This is a genomic window from Streptomyces sp. NPDC004732, from assembly GCF_040609235.1.
Lineage (GTDB): Bacteria > Actinomycetota > Actinomycetes > Streptomycetales > Streptomycetaceae > Streptomyces.
In genome coordinates, this window is sequence record NZ_JBEXJR010000010.1 from 52,998 (window position 1) to 70,040 (window position 17,043).

The window sequence follows — 17,043 nt, forward strand, 5'->3', positions numbered from 1 at the left end:
GGGGGGGGGGGCGCCCCGCCCGCCGCGCCCCGCCCCCCCCGCCCCCCGCCCCCCTGGGGGGCGCCGCAAGCGCCCTTCTTGGGGGCGCGGGGAACTGCGCGACCAGCCACGAACGGCCCGCGGATGGGTGCGGGTCAGCGCAGGCCGCCTCGCCTCCTGGGGAGGAAGGTGAAGACGGCTCCGCCAAGGAGGATCACCGTTCCGGCGACCAGGCCGAGCGCCCGCAGCGCCCCGTTGTCGTCGGCGCCCGTGTCCGCCAGGCCGCCGCCGCCCGAGGACGAGCCGCCCCCGGTCGCCGTACCGGAGCCGCCCGTGCCGGAGCCACCCGCGTCGGAGCCGCCCGCCGTGCCGGAGCCGCCCGCCGCCCCGCCCGGCTGCGCGGACGTGTCGAGTTCGAGGGAGACCTCGCTCTTGGCCGGTGTGCACGTCGTGGTCGTGCCCAGGGCCTTCACGGTCAGGACACCCGGTGACAGCGTCGACTTGCCGTCGGCGCCCGGCTTGTACGTCCCGGTCAGGTCGGGGATGGTCATCGGGTCGCCGGACTTGATCGGCTCCTTGTTGGTCGGGCCCTCGACATGCACCGTGCCCTTGTCCGCCCCGCCCAGCTTGACCTCCATCGACGGCTTCACGGAGTCCGCGGGGATGTCGGCCGGGCTGTCCATCACGGCCTTCTTGAACTGGACGGTCAGGCCGTAACTCCCGCCGCTCTTCTTGGCGTTGATCTGGACCGGCGAAGTCGCTTCCTTGTCGCCGATGGGCGTCTTGCACTTGTACGGGGTCTGGACCTCCTTGCCGGGGAAGTCGGTCTTCCCGTCGCCCCCGCCGGAGGAGCCGCCAGAGGTACCAGATGTGCCAGATGTGCCAGATGTGCCAGAGGAGGATCCGCCCGCGTTCCCGCCGGTGGAACCACCCGACGTACCGCCCGACGTACCGCCCGAACTGCCGCCCCCCGCCGTCACCTTGATCGTCGCGCCCGCCTTCACCTGCTCCTTCGGCGTGCACTTGGTGTCGGTCGAGATCGGCTTGTTGACGTTGATGTTGTACGCGTCCGGGGTCAGCGTCACCTCGCCCGCCGCGGTCAGCTTCAGCTTGCCCTTCATGTCGGAGAGGAGCATGGGGCTGTTCTTCTTGATGGGCGGGTTCTTGCGCTCCCCCGCCATCTTCAGGTCACCGGCCTGGCCGCCGCCCAGCTTGATCGTGCCGGTCGGCAGCACCGTGTTCTCGCCCAGGTCGAGGACGTCCGGGTTCTTGGAGGCGGCCTGCGTCGTCTTCCACACGACGTCGACCTCGTCGCCCACCTTCGCCGTGGCCGGTGCGGTGATCTCGACCTTGGTCGTGCCCTGCACGGGCGGCAGGTTGGAGATCGGCGGGGGGATGCACTCCGTCTTGTAGGCGACTTCTGCGGCCTCGGCGGCCGGGGCGGCCTGTGCGGGGCCTGCGGTCAGCAGGATGCCCGCTCCGCCCAGCAGGAGCGCGACCGAAGCCGCGCCCGCTCTCCGTCGTTGCGTGCTCACGTGGTTCCCTTCGTCGGACTGTCGTCGGACGGTGCGGAGAGCCGGCCTGCGGGTGCGCCGGGGTCTGTGTCGGGGGTGAACCAGGGCAGGGCCGCCGTGGACTCCGTACCGGCGGAGCCGCTCGCGCCAGGTGCCCCCGTGGGGTTCGTACGAGGTGCGGACGCCGCGTGGGACGACGTACGCGAGCCGCCCGCCGCCCGGGCCGTCCCGGCCTTCCTGTCCGCGTCGACCGCTCCCTGCGGGAGCCTCAACTGCGGCATGCGGCGGGCAAGTTCGGCCAGGCGGCCGGTGCGGTGGCGGCCTGAGCGTGCGGCGCGGCGCCGGTTCGGCCTGAGCCGGTCGACGACGGCCATGCCGATGCGGAAGACGGCCGCGGGCACGACGATGCAGAGGAGGATCCAGAAGACGGTCACGCCCCACGGGCGGCCCACGCCCCAGGGCTGCTCGGCGAGCACCTTCCCGCCGAACTTCAGCGAGACCAGGTAGTCGCCGTGTGCGCCCGCCGAGAGCTCCACCGGCAGCTTGATCTGCGCCTTCTTGCCGGGCGCGATCGTGCCGCGCCACTGCTGCTCCTCCCACTCCGGCGCGAACACGCCGTGGGAGGTGCCGACCTGGAAGACCGGGTTCTTCACGGGTGCCGAGCCGACGTTGCCGACGGTGAATTCGAGCTTGCGCTGCGGCGGGGCGCCGAACCAGGTGAGCACTCCGCTGGAGCCCTCCAGACCGGTGTCCGTCAGGACGGAGAGCTTGCCGCCCCCGGCCTGCTCGGGCAGCGCCTTCACGGGGTGGCCCGCGACCTTCAGCACCGCGTCGACCTGCTGTTTCTCGCCGGTCACGGTGGCGACGTGGACGACACAGGGGCAGGGCTCCGGCGGCTCGGCCACGGGGAGCTTCTTGCTGAAGGCGCCGTCGCCGTCCGTGGTGACGGCCCGGCCGTCGGAGTTGGCGCAGGAGTTGGTGCCGCCGACGACGCCCTTGCCGGGGGCCGACTGGCCACAGACGAGCATCATCAGCAGGGCGTCGGACCGCCACCCCGCGCCCTTGACGGTGACGGAGCCGCCCTTGCCCGCCTGGGACGCGGAGAGCTTCACGGTGGGCCTGGGCTTGTCATCCGCGGCGGCCGCCGAGGCCTGCGGCAGCAGCGCGAACCCGAGCCCAGCCAGCACAGCCACCGCGGCCAGCACGGCCAGCACGGCGGTCGCCCCCGAGCCGGGCCTGTTCTTCCCGTTCACAGTTCGTCTCCCGTCCCCGCTCGCGCCAACTGCGTTGCTCCACGCTTCTGTTCGGGCTCATCCCCGGACCCGGCCCCGGACCCGGCCCCGGGCTCCGGCTCCCGCGCCCGCTCCTCCTCCGTACGCCGCCTCCGTCTGCGTACGAGATGGAGCGCCCCGCCCGCCGCGGCGAGCAGCAGCACTCCCCCGCCCGCCACCGCGCCCCACGGCACGAAGCGGGCCGAGGCGGTGGCGGTGTCGCGGGCGCCGCCCGACGCCGTGGCCGTGAGCTCGACGTCGACCGCGTCGAGCGCCGGAGCGTCCGGCCACGGCTCGGTCAGGGACACCCTGCGGCCGGGCAGCAGCTCGACCGGCAGCGTGCGCGCGGGGCGGTCGATGAGGGTGCCGAAGACACCGTCCGCGCGCACCGCGAGCTTCGGGGTCAGCACGGTGTTGCCGCGGTTGACCAGGTCGTACGCGATGCTCCCCGCGTCGGTGTCGACCTTGACGCGCTCGACGGTGAGCGCCGAGAGCGTCGGCCCGCCGACCCGCAGGTCCACGCGCACCCCCACCGTGCGGCCGCCGCCGCTCGCGACGATGGCCCCCGGGTGGTCGCCGGGCAGCGCGCCCGTGGGGACGGTCAGCGTGAACGGCACCTCGGCCCGGGTCCGCGGCGGGACCTTCACCTGGCGTTTCGCGAAGGTGATCCACGCCCCGGTGTCCTTGGGCGTGCCCTTGGCGGGGGTGACGGAGTATGCCCCGGAGCCGGTGTTGCCCGCGTCCGCGCCCCGCAGGGAGATCGTGCGGGGCTTCGGGCCCGGGTTGGTGACGGCCAGGGTGTCCTGGAGCACGGCGCCCGGGGTGCCCTCCGCGTAGAAGGAGGGCCGCCCGTCCTTCGCGGGCCGTGTGCCGCCGCCCGCGAAGGGCGCGACGGACCACTTCGCCGAGCCGCCGCCGTCCGCGTACGCAGGCACCGCGCCCGCCACCACCGCCGCCACCAGGGCGGCCGCGCACAGCGCACCCCGCGCGGAGGACGTCATCCACGGCTTCAGCGGCTTCGGCAACCTCGACGGATCGGGCGACTGGGGCGACTCTGGCGGCTTCGGCGGCATCGGCGGCTCCTGATCTTCCTGCGGGTCCTGCCGGGCTACCGCGAGCGAGCCGCCTGGTTCCTGCGGGTCAGCCAGAGCGCACCGGCCGCTCCCGCGAGCAGCACGGTGCCGCCGAGGGTGCCGAGGGCGACGGCGGAGTCCGCGGGCCCGGTCTGCGGCAGCTCGCCGCCCGAGGGTGCGCTGTCGGAGCCGCCCGTGGTGCCGGAGCCGCCCGACGTACCGCCCGAGTCGGACCCGCCCGTGCCTCCGGAGCCGCCCGTGCCGCCGCCGGAGCCCTTGACGTCCAGTTCGAGGGACGGCTTGGGGTTGTTGGCCGGATTGCAGGTGGTGGTCGTGCCGAGCGCCTTGATCGTGAGGACCCCGGCGGTGAAGGTGACCTTGCCGCTCTTCTTGGGCGTGTACGTCCCCGACAGGTCACTGATCTTGATCGGGGTGTTGGCGGGGATGGCCTCGGCGTTCGTCGCGCCGGAGACCGGCACCGTGCCGCTCTCCGCGCCGCCCAGCTTGATCAGCGCACTTGGCTTCATCGCGCCCTTGCCGAGCTCCACGGGGCTGGAGGAGACGCCCTTCTGGAAGGACATGGTGAGCTTGTAGCCGCTGCCGCTCTTGACGCTCTTGATGTCGATGGGCGAGACGGCCGACTTCTCCCCGATCGGCGTCTTGCACTTGTAGTTGACGTCCTGGACGGTGGCCTGCGCGGCGGGGGCGGCCATCAGCACCGCTGAGCCGCCGGCCAGGACGGTGGCGAGCGCGAGCGCGGCCGATTTTTTCGTGTGCGACACCTCGTTTGTCCCCTCATGCCGGTCGTGGCGTGCCGCGGTGCGGAGTTACTGGTGTTACTGACGGCACATCAGATTGGGCGCTCAAGGTACGCCCGGGACCTTGACGAGGGAAGACAAAAGACGCGCCGGATCCGTAGTGATCCGGCGCGCGTACGAACCGTGGGTAACACCGGTGGCCAAGGCCCAGCCGCAGAGGGCGGACGGGCGAGCTGAGCGGGCAGGCGGGCGCGCTAAGCGGGCGCGCCCAGCTCCGCCCAGACCGTCTTGCCCGCGACCCCGGGACTGCGGACGACGCCCCAGTCCAGGCAGAGCCGCTGCACGATGAACATGCCGTGCCCGCCGGGCCGCCCGGCGCGGTGCGGGGTGCGCGGCGCGGGCTGTCCCGTGCCGCGGTCGGAGACCTCGATGCGCAGCACCTTGCCGTCGGTGGACAGCCAGAGCTCGTCGGGGCCCTCGGCGTGCAGGCAGGCGTTGGTGACCAGCTCGGACACGACGAGGAGCACGTCCTCGGCGGCGGCCCGCCGGTCGGCGTTCTCCGCGGGCAGCCAGCCCCATGCGTGGAGCGCCTGCCGTGTGTAGTCGCGGGCGAGCGGGACGATGCCGCTCGCGCCGTTCAGGCTCAGCCTGCGGACCTGCCGGGCGGCGGGCGTCCCGGGGGCCCGGTCCGCGGGAGCGTCCGCGACTGCGGCCTCGGACTCCGGGCCGCGGTCGCCCGGCGAGTAAGGCCGGGTGGTGCTCATCAGCGCTTCACCTCACCGACAAGAGGACTGAGGACTCTGAACTGTGGACGAGTAGAGAGCTCGGGGCGAGTAGGGAACATCGGCTGCTTGCCGTTCTGACTGTTGACTTTGAGGACCGCTGTCAGCGGATCCAGGTCTCTCCTGCCCGGACGAACCGTGAGAACACCCACTAGTTCGACACGGCCCGTGTGACGCTGGTAACGCCATGATCACATGGCGACAACTGCCGCATAACTATCGCGTGGGAACATGACGGGCCCATGACCGGCTCACTCACCCAGGGCCGCTTCAAGGGTCTCGTGGACGGTGAAGACGGCCTCCGCCCCGGTGATCTCGAAGACCCTGGCGACCACCGGAAGCATCCCGGCCAGATGGACGCCGCCGCCCGCGGCCTCGGCCTTGAGCCGGGCTCCGAGCAACACGTTGAGCCCCGTGGAATCACAGAATTCAAGGCGTGAGCAATCGACGACAAGCCGTGCATAGCCGTCCGCCAGGCAATTTTCGAGTGGTTCGCGCAACACATCGGCGGTGTGGTGATCCAACTCACCCGCCGGGGTCACGACGGCACTCGTCCCCACCTTCCGGACTTCGACCAGAAGTCGGCCCCTGTGTGCGCTGCCGACCGTCCCGCGGTCCATGCCGTCTCTCTCTTCCGACCGTCGTGGCTGTTGATGACGCCCCTGAACATTACGCCCTCCTGGCGTTCCGGGGTACCCGAACATCCCCCCGAATTCGGACATTTAGCCGCAGAACGCACTTGCGACCGGAGCGCGGAAGCGGGTAGGGGTAGAAGGGACAGCAATCGACACGGACGGCTTTGGAGGCGCCGCACACCGCAGTGCACGTATTGGCATCGGCAGCCATATGCCGAGAACGATGGAGGACACCATGTCACCCCGGCTCGACGAATCGCATACTGACCAGGCGACGTCGACACTCCCGCCGCACCGCTCCGCCACCGAGATCCCGGGTCCTGCCCACGAGCCCGTACAGGCTCAGCATGCCCACGATGGCGCTCAGGACACCCACGAAGTCCTTGAGGGCCTTCCGGAGATCCCGCCGTACGACGAGGTGGCGCCGCTGGACGCGAGGGCCCTGTCCAAGACCCTCTTCGAGCGCCTCGAATCGCTTGAGGAAGGCACGCACGAATACGCGTACGTCCGTAACACCCTGGTCGAACTGAACCTCGCTCTGGTGAAGTTCGCGGCCTCCCGGTTCCGCTCCCGCAGCGAGCCCATGGAGGACATCATCCAGGTCGGCACGATCGGCCTCATCAAGGCGATCGACCGCTTCGAACTCAGCCGCGGCGTGGAGTTCCCCACCTTCGCGATGCCGACGATCGTCGGCGAGATCAAGCGCTTCTTCCGCGACACCAGCTGGTCGGTGCGGGTCCCGCGCCGCCTCCAGGAACTCCGTCTGGACCTTGCCAAGGCGGGCGACGAACTCGCCCAGCAGTTCGATCGCGCCCCCACGGTGGGCGAGCTCGCCGAGCGCCTGGGCATCTCCAACGACGAGGTCGTCGAGGGCATGGCCGCCTCGAACGCCTACACGGCGAGCTCCCTGGACGCGCAGCCCGAGGAGGACGACTCCGAAGGCGCCCTCGCGGACCGCATCGGCTACGAGGACCACGGCCTCGAAGGCATCGAGTACGTCGAGTCGCTGAAGCCGCTGATCGCCGAACTGCCGCCGCGCGACCGCAAGATCCTCTCCCTCCGCTTCGTCGCCAACATGACGCAGTCGGAGATCGGCGAAGAGCTCGGCATCTCGCAGATGCATGTCTCGCGCCTGTTGTCGCGCACTCTCGTCAAGCTCCGCAAGGGACTGACGGTCGAGGAGTGAGCGCGCGCGATGACGCCGCGCCGCACTTGCACGCCCCGGTGGGGCCCGCCTCTTGAATCCCTGGGAAACCTCGGGAGAGGCGGGCCCCACAGCCGCCTCCGTCTCCGTCTCCGTCTCCGTCTCCGAGGAGGTCAGCTCAGCGCGGCCTCGACGGCGGCCTCAGCGTGCAGCCGGGTCGTGGGAAACACCGGCACCGGGCTGTGCTCCTGCCCGATGAGCAGCTCGATCTCCGTGCACCCGAGGATCACACCCTCGGCCCCCGCGTCCACGAGCCCGCCGATGACCTCCTGATACGCGATACGCGACTCCTCCCGCACGACGCCGAGGCACAACTCCTCGTAGATCACGCGGTGAACGACGCCGCGCCCGGCCTTGTCCGGGACCAGGACCTCCAGCCCATGCCCCACGAGCCGCTCCCGGTAGAACTCCTGCTCCATGGTGAACGCGGTGCCGAGCAGCCCGACGCGCGTGACGCCCGCCGCGCGCACGGCCTCGGCGGTGGCGTCCGCGAGGTGCAGCAGCGGCACGGAGAGGGCGGCCTGCACCTGGTCGGCGACCTTGTGCATGGTGTTGGTGCAGATGAGGACGAGGTCGGCACCGGCGGCCTCAACTCCCTTGGCAGCGGCGGCGAGCACGTCCCCGGCCCGCTCCCACTCCCCCTTCACCTGCAGCCGCTCGATCTCCGCGAAGTCGACGGAGTACAGCACGCAGCGCGCGGAGTGCAGCCCGCCGAGGCGCTCACGTACGCGTTCGTTGAGCAGCCGGTAGTACTCGGCGCTGGACTCCCAGCTCATGCCGCCGATGAGGCCGATGGTCCGCACGATCAGCGCCCTTCCCGGAACAGACGGATCTTCTCGCGGGCCGTCTCGACGGCCTTCGAGACGTCCCCCGCACTGCAACGCCCGGCGCCGTACGAGTCGACTCTCCCCACCACGGCCACCAGCCAGGGCCGCACCTGCTCCGGGGCGTCGGCCTCGACCTTGCTGAGCCGCTCCGAGAGGCTGTCGAGTTGCTCCGGGGTGGGCCCGGGCTGGCGCCGGAAGGCGACGTCCACGTCCACGAGCTCGCTCTGCGCCGCCGCAGTGTCCGACTTGCGATCCAGCTGCGCCTGGCGGCGCACTCCCGGCCGGTCCTTCACCCAGTCGAAGAACCACTTCAGGAGCGCGCCCACCACCAACAGAAGGATGGCCAGCGCGATCTCCGTACCACTCACGGGTGCGCCTCCCCCGGGTGAGTACCCACTTCACTCTCCAATCCGCACGTACCTGGACCACTGAAACGCCAGGTGCGCCTCAGATGGATGAGTAGTGTGAGGATAGCGAAGACAGCGGGGGCTCGTTCGCCACAACTACCGCATTGTGCGCAGAAGTTGACGCCCCCAGGCCCTCAAGCTGGAGTTTCTCTCAGAAAAAACTGCGGGGGACCCCCGCAGTTGAACTGCGGGGACACCTCCTAGGGGGTGCCCCTCGTCTCAGACCCCCAGCGGGCGCCCATTCCGAACCCAGTCGAATCGCGGAGAACCCGGGTCTCCCAGGGCCGCAGCGGTCTTGGAGCCGTTGTCCTTGATCCCTCCGGCGAGCGAGAAGGAGCCCGTGGCCGTCTGCTTTCCGGCCGTGCCCTCCCAGTAGGCGGGGTCTCGATCCCACTGGACGTCGCTCAGCAGCTCCATCAGCTCGTCCGGGGTGAGGACGTCCCCGCTCTTGTTCCACGACATGGCGCGGTGCGCGACCGCCCCGAGTGCCGCGAGCACGGCCGGGGAGGCGATCACCGTGTTGTTGCGTCGCTCGAAGGCCCGGGCGAACGCCGACAGGATCCTTTCCAGCACCTCACGGATCTCCGCCGTCGCCACGTCCCGCGTACAGCCTTCGGGGAGGTCGGAGATGGGGCCGCTCGTCTTCTCGAAGCCCGCCTTGCCGAAGAGGGCCGTAATGACGAACGACCGCAGCGACGAGAGCGTCATCCACTCCGTGTCGGTCGCCTTCAGCTGCCGCTGGCGGACGGAGACCACCGACTCGAGCGGCGCCAGCCCCTCCCCGGACGGGGCTACCACCTGCACCTCCTTGAGCAGCGACAACGTGATGTTCGTGGCAACGTTCGACGAGTCCGAGGAGAGCGCGATGTTCTTGTTCGGTACGACGCCCAACAGATTGCGGTCATGGAAGATCTGCCGGGCGGCCACCAGGTCGATGTCGTGGTAGATCTCCACGCCGACGAGGCGCGCATTGACCTGCTGCGTGGTCACGCCGAACGACGCGGCGTCCTCACGCAGCAGGTAGTGGGCGAGATGCTGTGTCTCCGCGTCCATGAGTACGCCGATGGCGTCGAACGGCAGATACGCGATGACGTCCACGCCGAAGGGGCTCTGCGCGCGCACCGTATCCAGCCGCTTGGGGATCCACAGCGCCAGCGGCGGGGTGGCCCAGCGCTCCTCGCGCTCCCCCTTGAGCACCTCGGCGAGGTAGCGGGCGTACGCCTTGGCGTTCGCCGCCTTCTTCGTGGCCTTGATGTTCCGCTGGACTTCGTTGCGGGTCTCCGCCTGCTGGCGTTCGTCGGGGGAGAGATAGCGCAACGCCTTGGTGTTCTCCGCCTTGCGCGGGTCCGGCACGATCCTCGCGAGCTGCCCCCACGGCATGGTCGCCAGCAGGCGCGTGGGACTGAGCTCCAGGACCCTCAGCGGGTCACCGCGCTGCCGGTCTATCTCCGTTACGTACTCGGCCGTCTGCTCCGTCACAACGAATCCCTGTCGAACGAGAGTTACTCGGGACGTCTGAGGCCCGCGAGGTCGTACGACGGCCGATCATAACGAAGTACGGGTGTGCATCAGGCGGAGTTGCAAGTCCCGTAGTCCGCGCTGAACTTCGGGTCCGTGCTCGCATGGCGGGGCGGGGCGGGAGTTTCAGGCGGGCAGTGCCACGCCGTGAATGACTCCCGGACCGCAGTCCACGCCCTCCAGCGCGAGGGCGAGCGCCAACCGCCGTTCTGCCTGGAGGAGGCGGAGCTCGGCGGTGCGGTAGTAGGGGCGGGTGAGGGGAACTTCGCTGACGTCGACGGTGCGTCCCTCGGCGGCCTCACGTGCGTAAGGGCTGCGCGGGAGGCGGGGGCCGTCGGCCTCGGGGCGCGGCGGCCGGGTGGCCTGGTCCGGCGGCTCGACGGCGCGACGGGATGTGACGGCACCCCCTGCCACGACGGCCCGTCGCGCGCCGGTCCCGGGCAGCAGCCGGGCGAGAATACGGCGCAGCACCTACCCCTCCCCCAGTTCGCACCAGACGGTCTTGCTGTCGGGCCCCTGCTCGACGCCCCAGCGCAGCGAGACGGCGTCGAGCAGCGCGAGCCCTCTTCCTGTCTCGTCGTCGCGGCCCGCGCTGCGGAGCAGGGGCCAGGCGCGGGGGTCCGGATCGGTGACGGCCACGCGGATCCGGTCGCGGGAGGTGGTGAGGCGGACGGTGACGGGCGTTCCCTCGCCGAGGTGCCGGATCACGTTGCTGAGCAGTTCGCTGACGCAGAGCTGGACGTCGGGGTGGGGGCTGCCGAGGGGGTGGTTGCTCAGGGTGCGGCGGACTTCGGGAACTGCCTTGGGGACGGCGAGCAGGGAGAGTTCGAAGTCTGGGGAGGTGGGGGGTGGTCCTTGCATGGGGGTACGCCTTCCGAGCGCTCTGTGACGATGCGGTCACACAGTGGCGTGGGGTCGGCGTAACGTGACAGGGGTTCGGGTTGCGCAGAGTAACTGGCAAATGGCGGTGGTGGGTTGTGCCTCCTCGTAAGGATCCCGACGCGTCGGCGAGCGTCCCGGCCTTCTACGGCGCGGAGTTGCGCTTCAAGAGGGAGGCGGCGGGCCTCACGCTCGAAGGTCTGGCCGCGGGGAGCTTCCGCGCCGTCTCCTTCCTCAGCCAGATCGAGCGCGGCGAGCGACGCATGCCGTCCGATCTGGCCCAGCACGTCGACGACAAGCTCCAGACGGACGGCTTTTTCCAACGCCGTTGCGAAGATGCGCGCAGGGCCCGCCAGGGCGGGCATGCCGAGTACTTCGCGGATGTCGCGGAGATGGAGCGGTTCGCGGAGAGCATCGAGGAGTGGGCGCCGATGCTGGTTCCCGGATTGCTGCAGACGCGGGCGTACGCCGAGAACGTCGTACGGACGTCACTGCCCTGGCTGCGGCCGGACATCGTGGAGAAGCAGGTCATCGCGCGCTTGGAGCGTGCGACGCTCTGGGAGCGGGTCGCGCCTCCTGGCTTCTGGGCAATCCTGAACGAGTCGGTGATCCGCAAGCCTCTGGTTCCGCCCGAGCAGATGGCGGACCAACTGAAGCGAATCCTGGCGGTGGTCCGCTCCTCGCAGGGCGTTCTGCAGATTCTTCCGGAAACCGCAGCAGCCCACCCCTTCATGATGGGCATGAGCAAGGTCATGACCTTCCCGGACGCCCCACCCGTGGTCTACACCGAGGGACTTCACAGTGGCCAGCTCATCGACTACCCAGCGCTCGTGAAGGACTACCGCAGGTCGTACGATCTGCTCAGGGCCGCCGCATTGCCACCCGAGGCGTCCCTGGCCATGGTCGAGGCAGCGGCAGAGGACTACGGAAATGGCGTACAGCCAGATTGACTTGAGCGCAGCTGTTTGGCGCAAGAGCAGCCACAGCAACGGGTCGGGCGGCGACTGCGTCGAAGTTGCCGAGCGCTTCCCTGGCGCCGCCCACTGGCGCAAAAGCAGCCACAGCAACGGCGATGGCGGCCAGTGCGTCGAGGTTACCGACGGCTCCCCCGGCCTCGTCCCCGTCCGCGACTCCAAAATGACGGACGGCCCCACCCTCGTGTTCCCGGCGACCGCGTGGGCACCCTTCATCGACGCCGTCACGACGGGCGAACCAGCCATCTGAGCGGCCGAGAGGCCTACGCTTTGAGCGTCGCGACCTCGCGTGCCCTCTCGGCCAGCGCCCGGACCCCGTGCGATGTCCGGTGCGGGCGCATGCTCTCGCGCATCGTGCGGAAATGATCGTCTCCGCGGGCCGATGACACCTGGTCGTACTCGTCGAGGAAACAGCCCCAGGACTGGCATGCCGAGTCGACATGTCCGAGCTGCAACTGACGTTGGGCAAGCAGCGCGTACGAATGCACCCGTCCTTGGCGTTCCTGCGCTGGCTGTACCTCGATGGACTCCTTCAACGCCTTGATGGAGCCGGGCAGGTCGTTCTCCTCCGACAGCACATGCGACACGTGGAACAGCCACGCCGTCCTGTCGTACCCACCGACCGCGTCCCGGCGGTTGTCGGCCTTGGAGAGGGCGTCCTCCGCCTCGCGCAGCCGGAGGTGGGCCTGCCGACGGTCTTTGACCATGGAGGCGGCGTGGGCCTGCTGCCCCCGGAGGAACGCGACCAGACGCGGTCCGGCCTTCGGGGCGGCCTCGGCGGCGGAGTCGGCGAACTCCAGCCCCTTCTGCCCGTACCGCAGGCTCGTCATCTGGAGCGACATGCCGCGCAGGGTGCGGCAGTACGTGACGTGATCCTCGGCCTTGTCCGCCAGGTCGAGCGCCTTCAAGTACCAGCGCTGGGCGACGACGTGGTCCTTCTCGTACATCGCCATCCAGCCGGTGAGATAGGTCAGGTCGGACGCGGCGGCCTTCATGTCGTTCCCCACCTGCACGGTGGCCTGTGCGCGCAGCCAGGGTGCGACGGTGTTCACGAGGTACGCCGCCGCCATGGGCCGAGCATGACCGGCGCCGTCCTCGTCGAGGATGTCGGCGATGCGTCCAGTGGTGCGGCGCACGCTCGCGACCTGCGAAGCGCCGATGCGGGTGGTGGCCTTGCCCGGCGCGACCGGTTCGTCGGCGTGCGCGTACGGACTGCCGAAGACCGGGACGGCCAGCGCCGCCGAGAACACACCGGCGGCGAGCACGCCGCGTCGGGACGGATCCATGTCCGCCCGACCGAAGTCGAGCAACTGCTCGACTGTGTCGAGGTGCTGCTCGCCCCCGGTGGACGCATGCGCTTCCAGACCAGCTTCCTCATGGCTGATCGGGCGGCCGCACTTCTCCGACAGAGCAGCCAGCAACAGAGGCTTGACCTGGTCCTTTGGCTTATTGGCACCACTGATCCAGTTGGAGACCGCCTGACCGGTCAGATGCAACGGAAATCCCGCGAGGACACTTACCCGGTTGATGGCCCTCGCGAGCTCCTGCCGTTGGCACCCCGCCTGGTCAAGTAGCGCGCTGAGCTTGCGGTTCGGCGTACGTGAAGTAGACGGCATGGCGAATCTCCCGACAGCTCCGACAGCTCTTTCACAGCTTTCACGATGCCCGCCTCTCCACGGTACCCGCGGACCATCGGCCGGTGATTACCTGAGTGTCAGAACCAGCCGTAAGTGATCAATCCAGCGGAGCAGGTACTCCTGGGGGCAGACATGCCGGAAGGTAGCGCAAAGACCTGGGACGAGCTTCACCAGGAAGGTATGGGACCGACACAGGAAGCCTTCTTGAATCTGGTCAGGGAGACCAAGGAAACCAAGCACTATTGCCCCGACGTGATCTGGGGGAATCTCCAGACCCCCGAGTACGTGAGAGCGATGCTCACCCTTGTCGTCGACTTCCTCGAAACGCCGCGGGACATCGAGGCCGGTGTCCGGGCCCGCACCGCGCGCGCCGAGCTGTTCGGCAAGGACGGGCGTACGTACAGGACCCTGCTGGGCGAGCAGTCCCTTCGCTCCAACATCGGCGGCACCGACGTCATGCGCGGTCAACTCAGTCGGATTCTTGAGTCGTTCGCGCTACCGGGAGTGACGCTCGGAATCATCCCGAGCCGCACCCAGCTCCATGTGTTCCCCGGCAACAGCTTCGGGATCTTCGACGGAAAGCGCGTAGAAGTCGAACTGTTCGGAGGAGCCCCGACGTACACCGACGATGCCCAGGTCCAGCGCTATCAGAAGGCTTTCAGTCTCCTGGAGCGGTCAGCGGTCTACGGAGAGGACGCGAAGGCCGTGGTGCGTGCCGAACTGGCGGCCTTGGGCTCGCCGGGCTGACGGAATCACCGCCCGCCCCAACGAAACCCCGACTCGACGAATCGACGAAACAAGGAGGACCCGTGGACAAACACAAGGGTGAGCCGAGCGACAAGCCGTGGACGCCGCCTCCGGCTCCACCGAGCCCCGACGGCGGCGGCCCGAGTCGGTAGCTGACATGGACTACCGAGCAATCGCTCGCCGAGAGCTGGAAGCCATGGGGGCCTTCCGGTCCCCGTGGCTTCGGGCGGCCTTCGATGTCGTAGACCGCGAGGTCTTCGCTCCCGACGCGTTCTGGGGGTACGGCACGGACGACCATGGCCGACACGTGGTGATCGACAGGGCGGCCGACGAAGACGCGTGGCGCAGGGCCGTGTGGAACACCCATCGTTCACTCATCACGCAGATGGACGACGGGTCTACTGCGGAACAGGGCCCACTCAAAGGGGACTTCACTTCCTCGATCTCGGCGTTGGACATCGTCTTCGAGAAGCTGAACCACCTCTCGGTCGAGCCTGGCCACAGGGTTCTACACATCGGCACCGCGTCGGGCTACGACTCCGCCTTGCTCAGCGAAGGCGTAGGGATCGGCAGCGGGAGCCTGACCACGGTCGAGTTCGATCCCGTCCTGGCTGCGGGTGGGGCCAAGAACCTCCGGGGTGCCGGATACACGCCCACAACCATTTGCGGCGACGGGTTGGAGGGCTGGGCGGCGACCGCCCCCTACGACAGGGTCATCTCTACGGCGGCCGTACGGAGCATCCCTCGTCCGTGGCGTGAGCAGCCCAACGACGGCGCGATCATCCTGACGCCCTTCAACACGCTCTACGCAAGCGGCGGCCTGTTGAAGCTGCGCGTACAGGGGCGGGTCGCCTCAGGGCGCTTCGTGGGCGGGGCCTGCTACATGTGGGTGCGCAGCCACCGGCCCACGCGCCAGCTCACTCCACCGGCCGACAGCCGTAAGGAAGCCTCGCCCATTGATCCCGCAGAGGTCCTGGGGCGTGGCTGGGCCCAGGACTTCGCGCTGGGGCTGTATCTGCCGGACGTGTCCTTCTCCCACCGCGGGGAGGGCGAGGACAAGCAGGTGCAGCTCTGCGACGAGAAGGGAACGTCGGTCACGATCGTCAACTACGACGAGTGGTGGCGTGACAGGGCGGTGACCGTCTACGGGGAGCGCAACCTCTGGGAAGAGCTGGTCGGGGCGTACAGCGCGTGGCGTCTGGTAGGGCAGCCTCACTACACGCGCCTCGGTCTCACCTATGACGAGGCCAGTGAGCATCTGTGGCTCGACCATCCCGGAGAAATTCTGCGGTCCGGAAAGTGACCTCGACAACAGCGGAGGAAGACAAAAATGGCAAGCATCCCGACTGACCTCGGCGCCGCCCAGTGGCGCAAGAGCAGCTACAGCAACGGCGGCGGTGGCCTCTGCCTCGAAGTCGCCGACGGCCTCCCCGGGCTCGTCCCCGTCCGGGACTCCAAGATGACGGCCGGCCCCACCCTCGTGTTCCCGGCGACGGCGTGGGCCCCCTTCATCACCGCCGTCGCGGCGGGCGAACCGACTGGCTGAGGAGGGCGGCCCATGCCGCTGGACGGCGAGGACTGGCGGCGGTTCTTCGACGCCTTCACCCACGAAGCGTGGCGGTTCGAGGCGCAGCCGACGTACACCATGCCGAAGGAGCAGGAGAACGTCGCCCGCTTTCTCCGGGGCGAGGCCAAGCCCTCCGGCCACAACGCCCGCTGGCACGAACGCGTGCGCGGATGCGTCGGGTCCGGCCGACGCATCGGCCGCGTCCGCGTCGTGCGCCAGCCGCTCACGTACTACCAGCGGTACCAGTTCGCGTGGGGAATCCCCGGCAACATCGCGGCGGGAGAGGACATCCGCGTCCTGGACGTGACGCGGGAGGACTTCGGCCTGCCGCTCTCGGGGCGTGACTGGTGGGTGTTCGACGAGTCCCGCATCGCGCACCTGAACTTCCGCCCGGACGGGACTCAGATCGGCCGCGAGGCGTACGAGGGCGATCCGTCCCCGTACCGGGAGTGGAAACGCGCGGCCCTGGCGCACGCCGTGCCTTTCCGGCAGTACGTGAATGGCCTGCCCGACTGAGCTCGGGGGCGCTGGACGAACCATGAGGGAGGAACCCGTGCCCGTGGATGGCGCTAGCCCCGTCCTGCTGGACGGCGACACCTGGCAGGCGTGCTTCCGCGACTTCAAGCGTTCCGCCTTCCGGCTCGAAGTGCACCAGACGTACACCATGCCCGCCGAGGCCGAGACGGTGCGCGACTTCCTCGCCGGGGCCGAGAAGCCTGGTGATTTCAACGCCTCATGGCATCGGACTGTCAGCGACAACGCTGCGGCCGGGCGGACGATGGCACGCGCCAAAATCGTGCGCCGACCGCTCACGCCGTACAGCCGGTACCTGTTCGAGTGGTGCGTTCCCGGGAATGTCGCGGCCGGGGAGGACTACCGGATCGTTGATGTGACGGACCGGCCGAACCCGGGGCTGCCTGATCAGGACTTCTGGATGTTCGACGAGACGACGGTCGTACACCTCAACTACCGCCCCGACGGTACGCAGATCGCCCGAGAGCTGATTCAGAACCCCGACATGGACAAGTACCTCGCCTGGCGGGACCTCGCACTGGAAAGCGCCGTGCCGTTCAGTGTCTATCGAACCTGAGACACAAGCACAGGAACGGAGCCCAGGAGCTATCAGGGTCTCCCGCGCTCCCGCCGTGGGCGTCCCGTTCCAGCGTTCCATCCGTGGTTTGTTTCGCCTGGTCAGTGGAGGGGTCGTACGTCCCGGCTTCCCGTTCTGGCCGCTACTTGTGGCGGCCGGGGCCAGGCGGCTCGCAGACTCA

Annotated in this window: 20 protein-coding genes; 8 read left to right on the forward strand and 12 right to left on the reverse strand. The window is 69.3% G+C overall.

All coding sequences use genetic code 11. The features are described from left to right. Positions 1-134: 134 nt before the first annotated feature. The 6 genes from ABZV77_RS28985 to ABZV77_RS29010 form a co-directional block, all read right to left on the reverse strand. Positions 135-1,514 (reverse strand): hypothetical protein, encoded by a 1,380-nt coding sequence (locus ABZV77_RS28985; RefSeq protein ID WP_356262849.1) that lies wholly within the window; start codon positions 1,512-1,514, stop codon positions 135-137. After that, positions 1,511-2,656 (reverse strand): hypothetical protein, encoded by a 1,146-nt coding sequence (locus tag ABZV77_RS28990; RefSeq protein ID WP_356263597.1) that lies wholly within the window; start codon positions 2,654-2,656, stop codon positions 1,511-1,513. The genes ABZV77_RS28985 and ABZV77_RS28990 overlap by 4 nt, the downstream gene beginning before the upstream one ends. Before the next feature lie 86 nt (positions 2,657-2,742). Next, a complete protein-coding gene (locus ABZV77_RS28995; protein ID WP_356262852.1) occupies positions 2,743-3,765 on the reverse strand; it encodes a hypothetical protein in 1,023 nt (340 codons plus the stop codon). 107 nt (positions 3,766-3,872) lie between these two features. Beyond that, entirely contained in the window at positions 3,873-4,619 is a 747-nt protein-coding gene (locus tag ABZV77_RS29000; RefSeq protein WP_356262855.1) for an LPXTG cell wall anchor domain-containing protein, read from the reverse strand. A gap of 230 nt (positions 4,620-4,849) precedes the next feature. Beyond that, positions 4,850-5,359 (reverse strand): ATP-binding protein, encoded by a 510-nt coding sequence (locus ABZV77_RS29005; RefSeq protein WP_356262858.1) that lies wholly within the window; start codon positions 5,357-5,359, stop codon positions 4,850-4,852. Positions 5,360-5,628: 269 nt separating this feature from the next. Continuing rightward, positions 5,629-5,997, reverse strand: a complete 369-nt coding sequence (locus tag ABZV77_RS29010; protein ID WP_356262861.1) for an STAS domain-containing protein — start codon at positions 5,995-5,997, stop codon at positions 5,629-5,631. Positions 5,998-6,235: 238 nt separating this feature from the next. Between ABZV77_RS29010 and ABZV77_RS29015 the strand changes: the two genes are divergently transcribed. After that, positions 6,236-7,198, forward strand: a complete 963-nt coding sequence (locus tag ABZV77_RS29015; RefSeq protein ID WP_356262864.1) for an RNA polymerase sigma factor SigF — start codon at positions 6,236-6,238, stop codon at positions 7,196-7,198. Positions 7,199-7,329: 131 nt separating this feature from the next. Here ABZV77_RS29015 and ABZV77_RS29020 read toward each other — a convergent pair whose 3' ends face one another. From ABZV77_RS29020 to ABZV77_RS29040, 5 genes are all read right to left on the reverse strand, one after another. Further along, positions 7,330-8,019, reverse strand: a complete 690-nt coding sequence (locus tag ABZV77_RS29020; RefSeq protein WP_356262866.1) for an aspartate/glutamate racemase family protein — start codon at positions 8,017-8,019, stop codon at positions 7,330-7,332. 2 nt (positions 8,020-8,021) lie between these two features. After that, on the reverse strand, positions 8,022-8,411 hold the full coding sequence (locus tag ABZV77_RS29025) for a hypothetical protein (protein ID WP_356262869.1): 390 nt from the start codon (positions 8,409-8,411) through the stop codon (positions 8,022-8,024). Positions 8,412-8,669: 258 nt separating this feature from the next. Beyond that, complete coding sequence (locus ABZV77_RS29030) at positions 8,670-9,929, reverse strand: DNA sulfur modification protein DndB (protein WP_356262870.1); 1,260 nt, start codon at positions 9,927-9,929, stop codon at positions 8,670-8,672. Between the two features lie 165 nt (positions 9,930-10,094). Further along, positions 10,095-10,439 carry a hypothetical protein gene (locus tag ABZV77_RS29035; RefSeq protein ID WP_356262873.1) on the reverse strand — a complete coding sequence of 115 codons (345 nt, stop codon included), beginning with the start codon at positions 10,437-10,439 and terminating at the stop codon, positions 10,095-10,097. After that, positions 10,440-10,829 carry an ATP-binding protein gene (locus tag ABZV77_RS29040; protein ID WP_356262876.1) on the reverse strand — a complete coding sequence of 130 codons (390 nt, stop codon included), beginning with the start codon at positions 10,827-10,829 and terminating at the stop codon, positions 10,440-10,442. It lies immediately after the preceding gene. A 116-nt stretch (positions 10,830-10,945) separates the two neighbouring features. Here ABZV77_RS29040 and ABZV77_RS29045 point away from each other — a divergent pair, with 116 nt between their 5' ends. Then, entirely contained in the window at positions 10,946-11,797 is an 852-nt protein-coding gene (locus tag ABZV77_RS29045; RefSeq protein WP_356262879.1) for a helix-turn-helix transcriptional regulator, read from the forward strand. Beyond that, positions 11,778-12,071: a DUF397 domain-containing protein gene (locus tag ABZV77_RS29050; RefSeq protein ID WP_356262882.1), complete on the forward strand. Its 294-nt coding sequence runs from the start codon at positions 11,778-11,780 to the stop codon at positions 12,069-12,071. The genes ABZV77_RS29045 and ABZV77_RS29050 overlap by 20 nt, the downstream gene beginning before the upstream one ends. 13 nt (positions 12,072-12,084) lie before the next feature. Here ABZV77_RS29050 and ABZV77_RS29055 read toward each other — a convergent pair whose 3' ends face one another. Further along, complete coding sequence (locus tag ABZV77_RS29055; RefSeq protein ID WP_356262884.1) at positions 12,085-13,437, reverse strand: hypothetical protein; 1,353 nt, start codon at positions 13,435-13,437, stop codon at positions 12,085-12,087. A 114-nt stretch (positions 13,438-13,551) separates the two neighbouring features. On the opposite strand from ABZV77_RS29055, the gene ABZV77_RS29060 reads away from it, so the two are divergent. From ABZV77_RS29060 to ABZV77_RS29080, 5 genes are all read left to right on the forward strand, one after another. Then, complete coding sequence (locus ABZV77_RS29060) at positions 13,552-14,205, forward strand: DUF5753 domain-containing protein (RefSeq protein ID WP_356262886.1); 654 nt, start codon at positions 13,552-13,554, stop codon at positions 14,203-14,205. 157 nt (positions 14,206-14,362) lie between these two features. After that, positions 14,363-15,508: a hypothetical protein gene (locus ABZV77_RS29065; protein WP_356262889.1), complete on the forward strand. Its 1,146-nt coding sequence runs from the start codon at positions 14,363-14,365 to the stop codon at positions 15,506-15,508. A gap of 27 nt (positions 15,509-15,535) precedes the next feature. After that, positions 15,536-15,751 carry a DUF397 domain-containing protein gene (locus tag ABZV77_RS29070; RefSeq protein ID WP_356262892.1) on the forward strand — a complete coding sequence of 72 codons (216 nt, stop codon included), beginning with the start codon at positions 15,536-15,538 and terminating at the stop codon, positions 15,749-15,751. Positions 15,752-15,763: 12 nt separating this feature from the next. After that, positions 15,764-16,288, forward strand: coding sequence for a DUF6879 family protein (locus tag ABZV77_RS29075; protein ID WP_356262895.1), 525 nt, complete (start codon positions 15,764-15,766; stop codon positions 16,286-16,288). 37 nt (positions 16,289-16,325) lie between these two features. Beyond that, the gene (locus ABZV77_RS29080) at positions 16,326-16,862 is read left to right on the forward strand and encodes a DUF6879 family protein (RefSeq protein WP_356262898.1); all 537 of its coding nucleotides are present in this window, start codon (positions 16,326-16,328) and stop codon (positions 16,860-16,862) included. Positions 16,863-17,043 lie beyond the last annotated feature (181 nt).

Bases quoted from the DNA above. Each gene is read 5' to 3' on its own strand.
- ABZV77_RS28995 (WP_356262852.1), bottom strand. From the start codon at position 3,765: ATGACGTCCTCCGCGCGGGGTGCGCTGTGCGCGGCCGCCCTGGTGGCG.
- ABZV77_RS29005 (WP_356262858.1), bottom strand. From the start codon at position 5,359: ATGAGCACCACCCGGCCTTACTCGCCGGGCGACCGCGGCCCGGAGTCC.
- ABZV77_RS29010 (WP_356262861.1), bottom strand. From the start codon at position 5,997: ATGGACCGCGGGACGGTCGGCAGCGCACACAGGGGCCGACTTCTGGTC.
- ABZV77_RS29015 (WP_356262864.1), top strand. From the start codon at position 6,236: ATGGAGGACACCATGTCACCCCGGCTCGACGAATCGCATACTGACCAG.
- ABZV77_RS29040 (WP_356262876.1), bottom strand. From the start codon at position 10,829: ATGCAAGGACCACCCCCCACCTCCCCAGACTTCGAACTCTCCCTGCTC.
- ABZV77_RS29050 (WP_356262882.1), top strand. From the start codon at position 11,778: ATGGCGTACAGCCAGATTGACTTGAGCGCAGCTGTTTGGCGCAAGAGC.
- ABZV77_RS29055 (WP_356262884.1), bottom strand. From the start codon at position 13,437: ATGCCGTCTACTTCACGTACGCCGAACCGCAAGCTCAGCGCGCTACTT.
- ABZV77_RS29065 (WP_356262889.1), top strand. From the start codon at position 14,363: ATGGACTACCGAGCAATCGCTCGCCGAGAGCTGGAAGCCATGGGGGCC.
- ABZV77_RS29070 (WP_356262892.1), top strand. From the start codon at position 15,536: ATGGCAAGCATCCCGACTGACCTCGGCGCCGCCCAGTGGCGCAAGAGC.
- ABZV77_RS29075 (WP_356262895.1), top strand. From the start codon at position 15,764: ATGCCGCTGGACGGCGAGGACTGGCGGCGGTTCTTCGACGCCTTCACC.